Origin of the sequence: Rhizobium sp. Root1203 (genome assembly GCF_001424945.1) — a bacterium.
Classification (GTDB): Bacteria; Pseudomonadota; Alphaproteobacteria; order Rhizobiales; family Rhizobiaceae; genus Rhizobium.
This window is the reverse complement of record NZ_LMCW01000004.1, coordinates 40,345-53,783: the sequence shown is the minus strand read 5'-3', so window position 1 is coordinate 53,783 and position 13,439 is coordinate 40,345. Positions and strand designations below refer to the sequence as shown.

The window sequence follows — 13,439 nt, the reverse complement described above, 5'->3', positions numbered from 1 at the left end:
GCAGCATGACGCCGCAGCACGGAAAGGCTAGCCCTCAGGGTCTACCCTTCGAGTGGATTTTGCCGTTAACTGGCAGGCATCGGGTACGGTTTGGAGAGATGACAGAAGCAGCTGCAGCAGACGGGGGCGATGCTGCAGTTTGATCGGCGGATAAGGGGATCGGCATGGAAGCATTCTACATCGTCGTATTGGTATCGACGACGCTGGTGCTCCTTGCTGCGTTTTCGAGCCTGCTTGCGTTTCGCTTCGGTGCTCCTCTTCTCCTGCTCTTCCTCGGAATTGGCCTGCTCGCCGGCACCGATGGGCTCGGCATCGAGTTCACCAACAACTATCTCGCCTATATTCTCGGCTCCATCGCCCTCGCGGTCATCCTGTTCGACTCCGGCTTCGGAACGCCGGTTCAGGCGTTCAAGCTCGCCGCCATCCCGTCGCTGACGCTTGCCTCCATCGGCGTGTTGATGACGGCGGCGCTCGTCGCCGTTGCCTCCATGTGGCTGCTGAATTTCAAATGGCTGGAAGGCATGCTGCTTGGCTCCATCGTCGCCTCGACCGACGCGGCCGCCGTCTTCTTCCTGCTGCGCATCGGTGGCATCAACATCCGTGACAAGGTTCGCTCGACGCTGGAAGTCGAATCCGGCACCAACGACCCGATGGCGATCTTCCTGACCATCGCGCTCGTCGAGGTGCTGGCAAGCGGGGAACGCTACCACGGCATCAATATCGGCATGCTGGCCATGTTCGTGCAGCAGATGGGCCTCGGCGTCATCCTTGGCCTGCTCGGCGGCATGATGATCGTTCTGATCGTCGGCAAGCTCGAGACCGACCGCGGGCTGACGCCGATCTTCGTTCTCGCGCTGGCACTGCTCGTCTTCTCGGCAACGGGCGCCGTCGGCGGCAGCGGCTTCCTCGCGGTCTACGTTGCCGGCATTTACGCCGGCAATCGCAAGCTGCCCGGCTATGCCTCCGTCAAGCGCTTTCAGGACGGCATGACCTGGCTCGCGCAGATCATCATGTTCCTCGTGCTCGGCCTCCTGGCGACCCCCTCGCAGTTTCCGGCGATTGCGGTCCCGGCCGTACTCCTCGCCCTCTTCCTGATTTTCATTGCACGCCCGCTGGCGATCTGGCTCTCGCTGCTGCCCTACGACTACACACAGCAGGAAATAGGCTTCGTGGCCTGGGTCGGCCTGCGCGGCGCGGTCTCGATCCTGCTCGCCATCATGCCGATCCTCGGCGGCCTCGAAAACGGGCAGGTCTATTTCAACACCGCCTTCATCATTGTGCTGGTCTCGCTGCTGCTGCAGGGGTGGACCATCAAGCCCGTTGCCAAGAAGCTGGGCCTTATCATTCCGCCCCGCATCGGCGCCGTCGACAAGGTCGAGGTCGACCTGCCGGGAGCGGCAAACCATGAACTGCTGTCCTACCGCGTCATCAAGGACAGCCCTGTCCTTCGCGGCGAGCGGATCCCGCGCTGGGCAACTCCGTCGCTCATCATCCGCGACGGCAAGTCGATGCGCTACCAGTATGCCGGACGCCTGAGGGAAAACGATCTCGTCTATCTCTTCGTCGTTCCCTCCTATTCGCGTCTGCTCGACAAGCTCTTTGCCAGCCGCGCACCCGTGGACGAAGACGATGCCGATTTCTTTGGCGCCTTCGCTCTCTCACCGTCGCGCCCCGCCGCCGACCTTGATGCAGCCTATGGCCCGGGCCTGCTGAATGAATCGGAGAAGGCGCTGACGATCGCCGAGTTGATGAAGCAGCGGCTTGGCGGCAAGGCTGATTATGCCGACCGTGTCCGCCTGGGCTCGATCATCCTGATCGTCCGCGACCTCGACGACCAATATCATATCAGCTCCGTCGGCATGTCGCTCGAAGCCGTCGAACCGGCCATCACGCTGCCGATCTTCATCAACATGCGCGACATCATCGACCGCGTACGCGACCGGCTGAAAGGGAGAAAGAACAAGGAGGTGGCGGCCGCCGCAGCTGCTGCCAAAGGTGATGAAAACCCACGGTGAACGCCTTGCGTCCGTGATGATCCTTGCTATGGTCCCCGCATCTTTTTGGGCAATAACGAACGGATCCTTCCATGCCTTCCTTCAAGACCCTCGACGACCTCAACGACATTGCCGGGAAGCGCGTTCTCGTCCGCGTCGACCTCAACGTCCCGGTAAAAGACGGCAAAGTAACCGATGTCACGCGCATCGAGCGCGTTGCCCCGACGATCCTCGAACTGTCGCAAAAAGGCGCCAAGGTCATCCTGCTCGCGCACTTTGGCCGGCCTAAGGACGGCCCCTCGCCTGATCTGTCTCTCTCCTTGATTGCGCCCTCTGTCGAAGAGGTCCTGGACCATCCGGTACAGACTGCCAGCGACGCGATCGGCAACGCCGCGACGGCCGCGATTGCGGCGATGAAGAACGGCGATATCCTCCTGCTGGAGAACACCCGCTTCCACAAGGGCGAGGAAAAGAACGATCCGGAATTCGTCAAGGCGCTGGCGGCCAACGGCGACATCTATGTCAACGACGCCTTCTCGGCGGCCCACCGCGCACACGCCTCCACGGAGGGCCTCGCGCATCATCTTCCGGCCCACGCCGGCCGCACCATGCAGGCCGAACTGGAGGCGCTCGAGAAGGGCCTCGGCAATCCGACCCGCCCCGTCGTCGCCATCGTCGGCGGCGCAAAGGTTTCGACCAAGATCGACCTGCTCATGAACCTCGTCAAGAAGGTCGATGCGCTGGTGATCGGCGGCGGCATGGCCAACACCTTCCTTGCTGCCCGCGGCACAAATGTCGGAAAGTCGCTCTGCGAGCACGACCTTGCCGATACCGCGCGCCAGATCATGATCGAAGCCGCGACGGCTGGCTGCGCCATCGTCCTGCCGGAAGACGGCGTGATCGCGCGCGAGTTCAAGGCGGGCGCTGCCAACGAGACGGTGGCGATCGACGCCATTCCATCCGACGCCATGGTGCTCGACGTCGGCCCGAAGTCGGTCGAAGCCATCAAGGCATGGATCGGGCGTGCCAACACGCTGGTCTGGAATGGCCCGCTCGGCGCGTTCGAGATCGAGCCCTTCGATACGGCGACGGTGGCTGCTGCAAAATATGCGGCCGAACGCACCAGGGCCGGCAAGCTCACCTCGGTTGCCGGCGGCGGCGACACGGTTTCTGCCCTGAACCACGCAGGCGTTGCCGACGACTTCAGCTATGTGTCGACGGCAGGTGGCGCTTTCCTCGAGTGGATGGAAGGCAAGGTCCTTCCGGGCGTCGCCGTGTTGAACGCGGCGAAGTAGACGCCAGAACCCGATTCGACAAATTTTCCATGTACATAGACCGCGGCACGCAAGTGTCCGCGGTCTTTTGCTCAGGGCAAAAACAAAAGTTCAGACTTTCAAACGATTGAAAGAATTTCAATCGTTTCAGTCTTTTTGCCCGCCGTATTCCCGTCTATAAACTTCTGGTATCGCCGACCTATATTCATCAGTTGACTAGTTTTTCTTGCTGTGGAGAGAGCGATATGAGCGAACGTTTGGAAGACATTGCCCTGCGTATGGTCACGGGCGGCCGGGGGTTGCTGGCAGCGGATGAATCGACTGCCACGATCGGTAAGCGGTTCGACACGATCGGCCTGGAATCGACGGAAACAAGCCGCCGCGACTACCGCGAAATGCTCTTCCGCTCAGACAGCGCGATGAAAGAGTATATCTCCGGCGTCATCCTCTATGACGAAACCCTCTTTCAGAAAGCCGCAGACGGCACCCCGTTCGTGGACATCATCCGCGCCGCCGGCAGCATCCCCGGCATCAAGGTCGACACCGGCGCAAAGCCGATGGTCAACTATCCCGGCGAGACGATCACCGAAGGCCTCGACGGTCTCGCGGACCGTCTGGCGAAGTACTACGAAGCCGGCGCGCGTTTTGCCAAATGGCGCGGTGTGATCGCGATCTCCTCCTCTCTGCCGACCTGGGGGTCGATGCGCGCCAATGCCCATGCGCTTGCGCGCTACGCGGCGCTTTGCCAGCAGGCCGGCATCGTCCCGATCGTCGAGCCGGAGTGCCTGATGGACGGCAAGCCCGGCGACCACAACATCGACCGCTGCGCCGAAGTGACGGAATGGACGATTCGCACCGTCTTCGAAGAGCTCGCCGACGCCCGCGTCAGGCTGGAAGGCATCGTCCTCAAGCCCAACATGGTCATCGACGGCAAGAACGCCCGCAAGGCATCGGTGTCGGAAGTGGCCGAGCGCACCGTCCAGGTGCTGAAGCGCACCGTCCCATCGGCCGTGCCCGGCATCGCCTTCCTCTCCGGCGGCCAGTCCACCGAAGAAGCGACCGCACACCTCTCCGCCATCAACTCCGGCTACGACCTGCCTTGGTCCGTTACTTTCTCCTATGGCCGCGCGCTGCAGGACACGGCCCTCAAGGCCTGGGGCGGCAAGCCGGAGAACGTCGCTGCGGGCCAGCGTGCCTTCAGCCATCGCGCCGAGATGAACAGCCTTGCCGCCAAAGGCAGCTGGAAGAAAGACCTCGAAAAGGCTGCTTGAGATCAAGCTCGCCGCAATTCAGGAACCCGGTCGCGCAAGCGGCCGGGTTTTTCATTGTCGCGGCGACAAATTTGCGCTTCTGCCTCCAACCGATCATCGCTAGGAATCGGTATCGCATGATAGGTTGGAGCCCCCATGAGCAAAGTGTCCTTCACGACCGTCGACGTCTTCACCTCCACGCGCTTCGAGGGAAATCCGCTGGCGGTGATGACCGACGCGCGCGGCCTGAGCGATACCGACATGCAGAAGATCGCGGCCGAGTTCGGCTATTCCGAAGTGACCTTCGTGCTGCCGCCGGAAAATCCGGAGAATACCGCCCGGGTCCGCATCTTCACCCCGACCATGGAAGTGCCCTTTGCCGGGCATCCGAATGTCGGAACGGCCTATGTCCTCGGCCAGCAGGCCGAGGTCTTCGGACGCGCGGTCGGCAGCAGCTTGCGCTTCGAAGAAAAGGCCGGCCTCGTCAAGGTCGACTTGAAGCGTGACGGTGATCGGGTCTCGTCCGCCGCGATACGTGCGCCGAAACCGCTCATTGTCGGCCGGACGATCATGGCGGAAACAGTCGCCCGCTGCCTCTCGATCGGCGCCGACGCAGTGCGCACGACGGCTCACAGGCCGGTGCTTGCCTCCGTCGGGCTGAGCTTTGTCGTTGCCGAACTGGCGGATCTGCCGGCACTCGCCCTCGCCCGACCGAACCTTGCCTACTTCCAGGAGGCTGCCGGGCCCACGCCGGAAGGCAGCCACGACTTCTCGCTGTTCGTCTACGTCCGCTCGCCCGACCAGCCGTGGAACATCCGCGCGCGCATGTTCGCACCACTCGACAACGTCCCGGAAGACCCGGCAACCGGCAGTGCCTCGGCGGCACTCGGCGCCTACCTCGTATCGCTCGTGCCGGATGCGAACATGACCGTCTCGCTGACCATCGAGCAGGGCGTGGAAATGGGTCGGCGCAGCATCATCGGGATAGACGTTGTAAAGCAGGACGGCATCGTCACCGATGTGACCATCTCCGGTTCCTGTGTGCCCGTCATGCACGGCGAAATCGAATGCTAGCCAGCTAGGCGAACAGGTCGCGGCCGAGCAGCGCGACCGCCCATATCGCAAATGCGATAAGGGCTATCTTCCAGAAATCCGCCCGCCGCCGCAGCCCGGGCAACCCGAGCGGTTTGATCACCTGTATTGCCATCGCCAGGATGAGCAGCAGCGCGATCAGCTTCGTCATGTCTTTATTTTTCCAACTGTTATTAATGTCACAGGACCGACATTATTTCGCGCAACGACTGCATTTATTCATGCCGTAAAGGCATTCGGGGGCACAATCAACATTCTTGAGACTGGGCGACACGCCGCGTCGCCATATGTCCGTTCGACAACCAATGTGCAGAGTCTGTGGAAAATGAAAAGAAACCTGCTGTCCGTCGCCGCACTTCTCTTTGGCACACTTTTCCTCTTCATGGGCAACGGCCTGCAAGGCATTCTGCTTCCCGTCCGCGGCAATATCGAGGGCTACGCGACAACGACGCTCGGCCTGCTTGGTACCTCATGGGCGGCAGGCTTCGTCATCGGCTGCCTGGTAGCTCCTAAAATGGTGCGACGCGTCGGCCATGTGCGCGCGTTTTCCGGGTTCATCGCCATCATCGCCATCATTGCGCTGGTCAGCGGCATCGTCATCCACCCGGTCTGGTGGGTGCTGCTACGCGCCGTCACCGGCTTTGCCACTGCCGGAACCTCGATGATCATCGAGAGCTGGCTGAACGAGCGCGCCACAAATGAAAGCCGTGGCGCGATCTTCTCCCTCTACATCGCCATCACCCTTTTCGGCGTCGTCGCCGGACAGATGATGATACCGCTCGAGGATGTTCGCACCCCTGTTCTCTTCATGATTTGCGGCATCTTCTATTGCATCGCCATGCTGCCGACGACGCTGTCCACCGCAGCCTCGCCGCAGCCGCTGAAGGCGGTCAAGCTCGACCTCCCCGCTCTCTATCGCAACTCGCCGGTTTCATGCTTCGGCATCTTGCTCGTCGGAATTGCCAACGGCGCCTACGGCACGCTGGGCGCCGTCTTCGGCGCCGGCGCCGGCCTCTCCGATACCAGCATCGCCATCATGATGAGCTCCACCATCTTTGCCGGCGCCCTGATGCAGCTTCCCGCCGGCCGCCTCTCGGACCGCATCGACCGGCGCTACGTGCTGGCAGCCATGTCGGCGGTCGCCGCCTTTGCCGGTCTGCTGCTTGCCGTCCTGCACCCCTCGTCGCCGACCTTCATCATCGGTCTCGTCATACTCTACGGCGCGGTCGCCAACACGCTCTATCCGATCGCCGTCGCGCATGCGAACGACTATGCCTCGTCGGAGGATTTCGTAAAGGTTTCCGGCGGCCTGCTGCTGCTCTACGGCATCGGCACCATCATCGGTCCGACGATCGGCGGCCCCGTCATGTCGATGATCAATCCGCACGCGCTGTTCCTGGTCACCGCCGTCGCCCATGTCCTGATCACCGCTTACGCGATCATGCGCAGCCGCATGCGCGCCGCCATTCCCGCGGGCGACCGCGACGCCTACACGACCTTGCCGACCGCGACGTCGCAGATGCTGACGCCCGAAAGCATGTCGCTGGCGGATCGCAATCCCCCCAACAAGGCTCCCGAACCGGGCGATCCTGCGGTAAAGTACAACTGATGCAAGGATGGAGGACCGAGTATGACCTTTATCGATGACGACCGCCCCCAGAAGAAGCCGACTCACGAAATCGGCATGGAACTTTCCATGATGTCTGTCGACGAGCTGAATTCCAGGATCGAGCTGCTGAAAACCGAAATCGCCCGCATCGAGGCCGAAGCGGCTAGAAAGGCCTCCGGAAGATTGGCGGCAGAAAATCTGTTCCGATCCTGACCCCGCCATTGGCCGGAATCCAATTATAGCGGCCACGCAAGTGTTAATTCGGCACAGACTTAATGAGACGTTAAGCTTTATAAGGTATTACTCTACGCATCCGGACTTGCTCTGGATTTCAGACAGTTTCCCATGCGGTGAATTGGTCTGATTTTTCTCCCTGTTTTACCTTGAGAGCCGCTTTTGCGGCTCTTCTTTTTTGCCTGCGTTGGGGACTAGTTCCATGAAACTGTGGAAGTTAACCCTTTCTTAAGAAACGCCTTGCGCAATTGGGCTAAAGCTACCATCTTAAAAGCATAAAAGGCCGTCTGAGGAAACTTTTGCCTTTGGCCGGCGTTACCTGACCATAAGTAGATGCGTGCAACAGGGACTGTTTAAATGTCAGAGCTTGGATTGAATACGATCAGTTTTGCAGGTCGCGCCGCCGCATCTTCGCAGTTCAAGGCACTGTATTCGGAGGGAATGTCGCTGGTCGAAGAGACCGCCGCCTACCTCGACGGCAATGGCCGCGCGGCCTCCAAGGTTCTGCCGCGCATGGCGTCTGTTCTCTACGCTGCTGAATCGATGCGCCTCACCACCCGCCTGATGCAAATGGCCTCCTGGCTGCTGCTGCAGCGTGCCGTCAACAACGGCGAGATGTCGCGCGATCAGGTGCTTGCCGAAAAGAACAAGGTTCGCCTCGACGGCTTCAATGTCGACCGCAACGCTCCCGGCTGGGGCGATCTGCCGGAATCGTTCCGCGACCTGATCGAACGCTCGCTGCGCCTTCAGAACCGTGTCGCCCTGCTCGACCGCGAAATCTACCGGCCGAACGAGGCGCCGATTGTGCCTGACAACCAGAACAGCGTTCAGGCTCAGTTGAGCCTCCTGCAGACGGCTTTCGGCAACAACTGATCGTCCAGATCGCTGGCATATTTAAAACCGGCTGCGGCTTGTGCGCGGCCGGTTTTTCGTTGTCGGCCACTCACCCGGAGTAGCGCTTTGATCACCGTCGGCGAAAACAAAAAAAGCCCCGCCGCAGCGGAGCTTTTTCAAATTCTGCCAACCGGCAGCGATTAGAGGCCGAGGCCGCCGAAACGCTTGTTGAACTTGGAAACGCGGCCGCCGCGGTCCATGAGCTGCTGGTTGCCGCCCGTCCAGGCCGGGTGCGACTTGGAGTCGATTTCAAGGTTCATGACAGCGCCTTCAGAGCCCCAGGTCGAGCGGGTCTCGTACTCGGTGCCGTCGGTCATGACCACCTTGATCGTGTGATAGTCGGGATGAATCTGTGCCTTCATAACAATCTTCCTGCCACGAACGTCCAATTTGACGCATCACGTTGCGACAAGAGGACCGATTGAATAAATGAAGCCGCAGGCGTTTAAGGCTACGGCTTCCCATTAGGATGCGGTGCCTATACATGAAGGCCACTGGGATAACAAGAGCCCTCAACCGTCTTGCACGGTGTTGAAGGCGATCGGAGATGAATTGACAGACGCAGTGCAGACCGGGGAGAAGAAGTCGCGTTCTCTGAGGCCACTCGGCAGGTTGGCGCCCTATGTGATGCGCTACCGCGGCATGGTCGCCGGCGCCCTCTTCTCGCTGGCTCTGGCCGCGGTCACGTCGCTGACCTTGCCGCTTGCCGTTCGCCGCATGATCGACCACGGCTTCACCCAGGCGGACGGCCGCTTCATCAACAGCTACTTCCTCATGCTGATGGTGATGGCCGTGGTGCTGGCTGTCGCCAGTGCGCTCCGCTACTATTTCGTCATCACGCTCGGCGAGCGCATCGTTTCGGACCTCCGTCGCGATGTCTTCGCCCATGTCACGCGGCTGTCTCCCTCCTTCTTCGACGTGAACCAGTCAGGCGAGATCGTTTCCCGCCTGACGGCGGATACGACACAGATCAAGTCGGCGGTCGGAGCCACCGCGTCTGTTGCGCTCCGCAACCTCATCCTCTGCTTCGGCGCCATGGGCATGATGATCGTCACCTCGCCCAAGCTCTCCAGCCTGGTGCTCGGCGCAATTCCGCTGATCGTCTTTCCGCTGGTCGGGTTTGGCCGCTCCGTGCGCAAACGCTCTCGCGCAGCGCAGGATACGCTCGCAGACGCATCCGCCTTCGCCAACGAGACCATTTCGGCGACACGCACGGTGCAGGCCTTCGGCGGCGAGGCCGCAGCCGCCGGGCGCTACGGAGCCGCCGTCGAAACGGCTTACGATGCCGCCCGCGCCGCCATCCGCTCGCGCTCGCTGTTGACCGGCATTGCCATCACGCTGATCTTCGGGAGCGTCGTCGCCGTCCTCTGGGTCGGCGCCCACAATGTTCTTGCGGGGACGCTCTCTCCGGGGACGCTTGGGCAGTTTCTGCTCTATTCCGTCATCTCCGCGGGTTCGCTTGGCGCCCTCTCCGAAGTCTGGGGAGAACTGTCGCAGGCAGCCGGCGCCGCCGACCGCCTGACGGAGCTGCTGGACGAGGTGTCCCCGATCGGCGCGCCCGCAAACCCGGCGTCGCTGCCTGATCCGGCCCTTGGCCAGGTGGAATTCTCCGACGTCCACTTCGCCTATCCGTCGCGCCCCGGCCGGTCCGCGCTGCACGGTTTGAACTTCCGCATCGCGCCCGGCGAAACCGTTGCCATCGTCGGTCCTTCGGGCGCCGGGAAAACAACCGTGTTCTCGCTGCTCCTCCGCTTCTATGACCCGCAGCAGGGCGCCGTACTGATCGACGGCGTCGATGCCCGCACGGTCGATCCCGACGCGCTGCGCCGGCGCATGGCGATCGTGCCCCAGGACGTCACGATCTTTGCCACGTCGATCCACGAAAATATTGCATTCGGCCGCCCCGATGCCAGCCGCGAGGCGGTGCGTGCAGCAGCCATTGCAGCCCAGGCCGACGAATTCATCACGAGGCTGGAGAACGGCTACGACACCGAAGTCGGCGAGCGTGGCATTACACTTTCCGGCGGTCAGCGGCAGCGCATCGCGATTGCCCGCGCCATCCTGAAGGACGCACCGCTGCTGCTTCTCGACGAGGCAACCTCGGCGCTCGACGCTGAGAGCGAGACGCTTGTGCAAAGAGCGCTCGATGGCCTGATGCAAGGGCGCACCACCCTCATCATCGCCCATCGCCTGGCGACGGTATTGAAGGCAGACCGCATCCTTGTCCTGGACCAGGGGCGGGTCGTCGAAGAGGGCACGCACCAGTCGCTCGTCCGCCATGGCGGTATATATGCCAAGCTGGCAAAGCTCCAATTCGAGACGGGCGCCGAAGAGTTCCTCGCGATCGCAAAATAGCGCGGCCGCATGGCTGATGTCTGCCGGAGCCGCAAGCCCCCACAGCCGGTCGCGCCCTGACGGTGGGTTGCAAAAGACTTAAATATCCCGATGGAATAGTTGTGTTTTTTGTTTTAGGCTGCGCTTGCTGATTGATCAACATCCTGATTCCGGGAGACAAAATCGATGTATAAGTTCGAAGTTTATAAGGACAAGGCAAGCGAGTTCCGATTCCGTTTCAAAGCCTCGAACGGCGAAACGATGTTCAGCTCCGAAGGCTACAAGGCCAAGGCATCGGCTCTGAGCGCAATCGAATCCATCAAGAAGAACGCTCCCGGTGCAGAAGTCGACGACACGACGAAGGCATCCTCCTGAAAAGGATCAGGCGGCGCCTCGAGCGCCGCCTCGCCAATCGAACCTGGGTCGCGCTGCTCTGCCGTCGGCCGGATTCACTGCGCTAACCGGCACCTGCCAGCCGGCCCAAGGCGTGGCCTGGAAATTCACCGGCGCACGATGCGCCCGATCACTTCTCGGTCAGCTTGAGTTCGATACGCCGGTTCGTTGCACGTGCCTCGGGCGTCTCGCCCGGCGCGATCGGCTGAAACTCGCCGAAACCGGCAGCCACCAGACGATCGGCAGGCACGCCCTGAGAAATCAGGAACTTCACCACCGAGATCGCGCGAGCCGACGAAAGCTGCCAGTTGTCAGAAAATTTCCCGGTTCCGGCGAGCGGCACGTTGTCGGTATGGCCGTCGACGCGGAGCACCCAGTTGATTTCCGGCGGGATTTCCTTGGCAACGTCGAGAAGAGCGGCGGCGAGCTTCGCCATCTCGGTTTGCCCGTCCGGATTGAGATCAGCCCCGCCGGATGGGAACAGCACTTCGGACTGGAAGACGAACCGGTCGCCGACGATGCGAATGTTTTCGCGGTCGGAGAGGATCTCGCGCAGCCTTCCGAAGAAGTCCGAACGATAGCGGTTCAGCTCCTGCACCCGCTGCGCCAGCGCGACGTTGAGACGCCGACCCAGATCGGCGATCTTCGTCTGCGACGTCTGATCCTTCTGCTCCGAGGCCTGGAGAGCGACTTCGATCGCGGCGATCTGGCTGCGCAGGGCGGCAATCTGCTGGTTCAGCAGTTCGACCTGGCTCATCGCCCGCTCGCTCGTCTGTTTCTGCTCGTCGAGTTCCTTCGACAGGCTGCCGATCCGCTGCTGTGCCAGATCCTGGCCGCCCGATCCGGCGGACAGAAGCGATTGCAGGCGGGAGCGTTCGCTTTCGGCGGACGCCAGCGACGCCTGCAGGTTGGCGACGCTGTCCTCAAGGTCCTGCTTGCTTCCCTTCTCGAGCGCAAGGAGCTGCGTCAGTTCGTTGATCTGGCTGTTCAGTCGCGTCAGCACCTCGTCGCGACCGGTAATCTCTCGGCTGAGGATGAACTGCCCGACAACGAAGACCGTGAGCAGGAACATGACGGCGATCAGGAGCGTCGACAGGGCGTCGACGAAACCCGGCCAATAGTCCACCGCGCGTTCGCGGCGACGGTTGCGGCCAAGAGCCATGGCTTACTTGCCCTCGCTCTTCTCGGTCTGCGGCACGCGTTGGCTGCGTTCGGCCGATGCTTGCCGTTCCTGCGATCCGACCCGCTCGGCAAGCCGGTCGAGCGTGCGACGCATTGCCTTGGCCTCGTCCTGCTGCGCTTCGATCCAGTCGCGCAGCATCTGCTGTTCGTTGCGCATGTTCTTGACGAGACCCTGAATGCCCTCGGCAAGGTTTGCCATGGCCGCCACCGACCGCTGGCTGCCCGCCCCGCCGTCTTCCGCGGACTTGCGCAGATAGTCGGAGAGCGCACGGATTTCTTCAGGCGAAATGCCGGAGCCTGAGCCGATTGCCGGGACCGACGTATCGGAACCGAGATCGGTGACCGACGAGAGCCAGTTCTCCAGTTCAACGTAGAAGCGATTCTGGGCGCGGCCGGCCTGCAGATCGAGAAAGCCAAGAATAAGCGAGCCGGAAAGGCCGAGCAGCGAGGACGAGAATGCCTGCCCCATGCCGGATAGCGGAGTCGACAGTCCTTCCTTCAAGGCGCTGAGCACATCGGAGGAGCCATTTGTACCGGCATCGAGCGACTGAATGACTGTGCTGATCGAGCTGATCGTGCCGATGAGACCCCAAAACGTGCCGAGCAGGCCGAGGAACACCAGGAGTCCGATGAGGTAGCGCGAGACATCGCGCGATTCATCGAGCCGGTTGGCGATCGAATCCAGGATGGACCGGAACGCCGCGGTCGAAAGCCCGGCAGATGCCTTGCGGCTGCCGAGCAGGGTGCGCATCGGCGCCAGCAGCTTGGGATCGCGACTGACCTTGTCGGCGCTGCCTGCGGCGCGGAAGGAATTGAACCAGCGCACTTCGGGGCGAAGCGCCAGCACATGCGTGAAGACGAGAATGATACCGACGCCGAGGACGCCGAGAATAAGGCCGTTGAGGCCCGGATTGTGCATGAAGGCGGTCTGTGCCTGCCGGAACAGGATCGCGGCGATAAATCCGACGATGACCAGGAACATGACCATCGTCCACAGGAACGGCATCGGACTGGAGAGTTTGTAAGTATAGTTGCCCGTGGGTTTTTCGGTCGAGCCGAACTCCGCCACATTCACGTTTTCCATAGATTCCGCAGCCTCCGGCTTCATCGCCTCCGGAGACTAGAGCATCATTGCGCCGAATTGAAGTACATCGAACAGAAAACCGTGTCTTTACAACAGCGA

Annotated in this window: 13 protein-coding genes; 9 read left to right on the top strand and 4 right to left on the bottom strand. The window is 61.7% G+C overall.

Annotation, left to right across the window (positions count from 1 at the left end):
* Window positions 1-164: 164 nt before the first annotated feature.
* The 4 genes from ASC97_RS05540 (at window position 165) to ASC97_RS05525 (ending at window position 5,592) form a co-directional block, all read left to right on the top strand.
* A complete protein-coding gene (locus ASC97_RS05540; protein ID WP_057467348.1) occupies window positions 165-2,015 on the top strand; it encodes a potassium/proton antiporter in 1,851 nt (616 codons plus the stop codon).
* Window positions 2,016-2,086: 71 nt separating this feature from the next.
* Entirely contained in the window at window positions 2,087-3,289 is a 1,203-nt protein-coding gene (locus ASC97_RS05535; protein WP_057467347.1) for a phosphoglycerate kinase, read from the top strand.
* A gap of 224 nt (window positions 3,290-3,513) precedes the next feature.
* The gene (locus ASC97_RS05530; RefSeq protein WP_057467346.1) at window positions 3,514-4,539 is read left to right on the top strand and encodes a class I fructose-bisphosphate aldolase; all 1,026 of its coding nucleotides are present in this window, start codon (window positions 3,514-3,516) and stop codon (window positions 4,537-4,539) included.
* A gap of 135 nt (window positions 4,540-4,674) precedes the next feature.
* The gene (locus ASC97_RS05525; RefSeq protein WP_057467345.1) at window positions 4,675-5,592 is read left to right on the top strand and encodes a PhzF family phenazine biosynthesis protein; all 918 of its coding nucleotides are present in this window, start codon (window positions 4,675-4,677) and stop codon (window positions 5,590-5,592) included.
* Between the two features lie 4 nt (window positions 5,593-5,596).
* Here ASC97_RS05525 and ASC97_RS34585 read toward each other — a convergent pair whose 3' ends face one another.
* Window positions 5,597-5,761, bottom strand: coding sequence for a hypothetical protein (locus ASC97_RS34585; protein WP_200959439.1), 165 nt, complete (start codon window positions 5,759-5,761; stop codon window positions 5,597-5,599).
* A gap of 174 nt (window positions 5,762-5,935) precedes the next feature.
* On the opposite strand from ASC97_RS34585, the gene ASC97_RS05520 reads away from it, so the two are divergent.
* The 3 genes from ASC97_RS05520 (at window position 5,936) to rcdA (ending at window position 8,326) form a co-directional block, all read left to right on the top strand.
* Window positions 5,936-7,219: an MFS transporter gene (locus ASC97_RS05520; RefSeq protein WP_057467344.1), complete on the top strand. Its 1,284-nt coding sequence runs from the start codon at window positions 5,936-5,938 to the stop codon at window positions 7,217-7,219.
* A gap of 21 nt (window positions 7,220-7,240) precedes the next feature.
* Window positions 7,241-7,432, top strand: coding sequence for a DUF1192 domain-containing protein (locus ASC97_RS05515; protein WP_057467343.1), 192 nt, complete (start codon window positions 7,241-7,243; stop codon window positions 7,430-7,432).
* Window positions 7,433-7,810: 378 nt separating this feature from the next.
* A complete protein-coding gene (rcdA, locus tag ASC97_RS05510) occupies window positions 7,811-8,326 on the top strand; it encodes a protease adaptor protein RcdA (protein ID WP_057467342.1) in 516 nt (171 codons plus the stop codon).
* Between the two features lie 161 nt (window positions 8,327-8,487).
* Here the strand turns inward: rcdA and rpmE are convergent, their stop codons facing one another.
* Window positions 8,488-8,709 carry a 50S ribosomal protein L31 gene (rpmE, locus tag ASC97_RS05505; RefSeq protein WP_057467341.1) on the bottom strand — a complete coding sequence of 74 codons (222 nt, stop codon included), beginning with the start codon at window positions 8,707-8,709 and terminating at the stop codon, window positions 8,488-8,490.
* A gap of 190 nt (window positions 8,710-8,899) precedes the next feature.
* Here rpmE and ASC97_RS05500 point away from each other — a divergent pair, with 190 nt between their 5' ends.
* Together ASC97_RS05500 and ASC97_RS05495 are read left to right on the top strand one after the other, a co-directional pair.
* The gene (locus tag ASC97_RS05500; RefSeq protein ID WP_057467432.1) at window positions 8,900-10,702 is read left to right on the top strand and encodes an ABC transporter transmembrane domain-containing protein; all 1,803 of its coding nucleotides are present in this window, start codon (window positions 8,900-8,902) and stop codon (window positions 10,700-10,702) included.
* Window positions 10,703-10,867: 165 nt separating this feature from the next.
* Window positions 10,868-11,056 carry a YegP family protein gene (locus tag ASC97_RS05495; protein ID WP_057467340.1) on the top strand — a complete coding sequence of 63 codons (189 nt, stop codon included), beginning with the start codon at window positions 10,868-10,870 and terminating at the stop codon, window positions 11,054-11,056.
* Window positions 11,057-11,204: 148 nt separating this feature from the next.
* Here the strand turns inward: ASC97_RS05495 and ASC97_RS05490 are convergent, their stop codons facing one another.
* Both ASC97_RS05490 and ASC97_RS05485 read right to left on the bottom strand, forming a co-directional pair.
* On the bottom strand, window positions 11,205-12,236 hold the full coding sequence (locus tag ASC97_RS05490; RefSeq protein ID WP_057467339.1) for a peptidoglycan -binding protein: 1,032 nt from the start codon (window positions 12,234-12,236) through the stop codon (window positions 11,205-11,207).
* 3 nt (window positions 12,237-12,239) lie between these two features.
* A complete protein-coding gene (locus ASC97_RS05485; RefSeq protein ID WP_057467431.1) occupies window positions 12,240-13,340 on the bottom strand; it encodes a hypothetical protein in 1,101 nt (366 codons plus the stop codon).
* Between the last annotated feature and the right edge of the window lie 99 nt (window positions 13,341-13,439).

Excerpts from the sequence above, each read along its gene's own strand:
- ASC97_RS05540 (WP_057467348.1), top strand. The coding sequence starts at position 165 with ATGGAAGCATTCTACATCGTCGTATTGGTATCGACGACGCTGGTGCTC.
- ASC97_RS05535 (WP_057467347.1), top strand. The coding sequence starts at position 2,087 with ATGCCTTCCTTCAAGACCCTCGACGACCTCAACGACATTGCCGGGAAG.
- ASC97_RS05530 (WP_057467346.1), top strand. The coding sequence starts at position 3,514 with ATGAGCGAACGTTTGGAAGACATTGCCCTGCGTATGGTCACGGGCGGC.
- ASC97_RS05525 (WP_057467345.1), top strand. The coding sequence starts at position 4,675 with ATGAGCAAAGTGTCCTTCACGACCGTCGACGTCTTCACCTCCACGCGC.
- ASC97_RS34585 (WP_200959439.1), bottom strand. The coding sequence starts at position 5,761 with ATGACGAAGCTGATCGCGCTGCTGCTCATCCTGGCGATGGCAATACAG.
- ASC97_RS05520 (WP_057467344.1), top strand. The coding sequence starts at position 5,936 with ATGAAAAGAAACCTGCTGTCCGTCGCCGCACTTCTCTTTGGCACACTT.
- ASC97_RS05515 (WP_057467343.1), top strand. The coding sequence starts at position 7,241 with ATGACCTTTATCGATGACGACCGCCCCCAGAAGAAGCCGACTCACGAA.
- rcdA (WP_057467342.1), top strand. The coding sequence starts at position 7,811 with ATGTCAGAGCTTGGATTGAATACGATCAGTTTTGCAGGTCGCGCCGCC.
- rpmE (WP_057467341.1), bottom strand. The coding sequence starts at position 8,709 with ATGAAGGCACAGATTCATCCCGACTATCACACGATCAAGGTGGTCATG.
- ASC97_RS05495 (WP_057467340.1), top strand. The coding sequence starts at position 10,868 with ATGTATAAGTTCGAAGTTTATAAGGACAAGGCAAGCGAGTTCCGATTC.
- ASC97_RS05490 (WP_057467339.1), bottom strand. The coding sequence starts at position 12,236 with ATGGCTCTTGGCCGCAACCGTCGCCGCGAACGCGCGGTGGACTATTGG.
- ASC97_RS05485 (WP_057467431.1), bottom strand. The coding sequence starts at position 13,340 with ATGGAAAACGTGAATGTGGCGGAGTTCGGCTCGACCGAAAAACCCACG.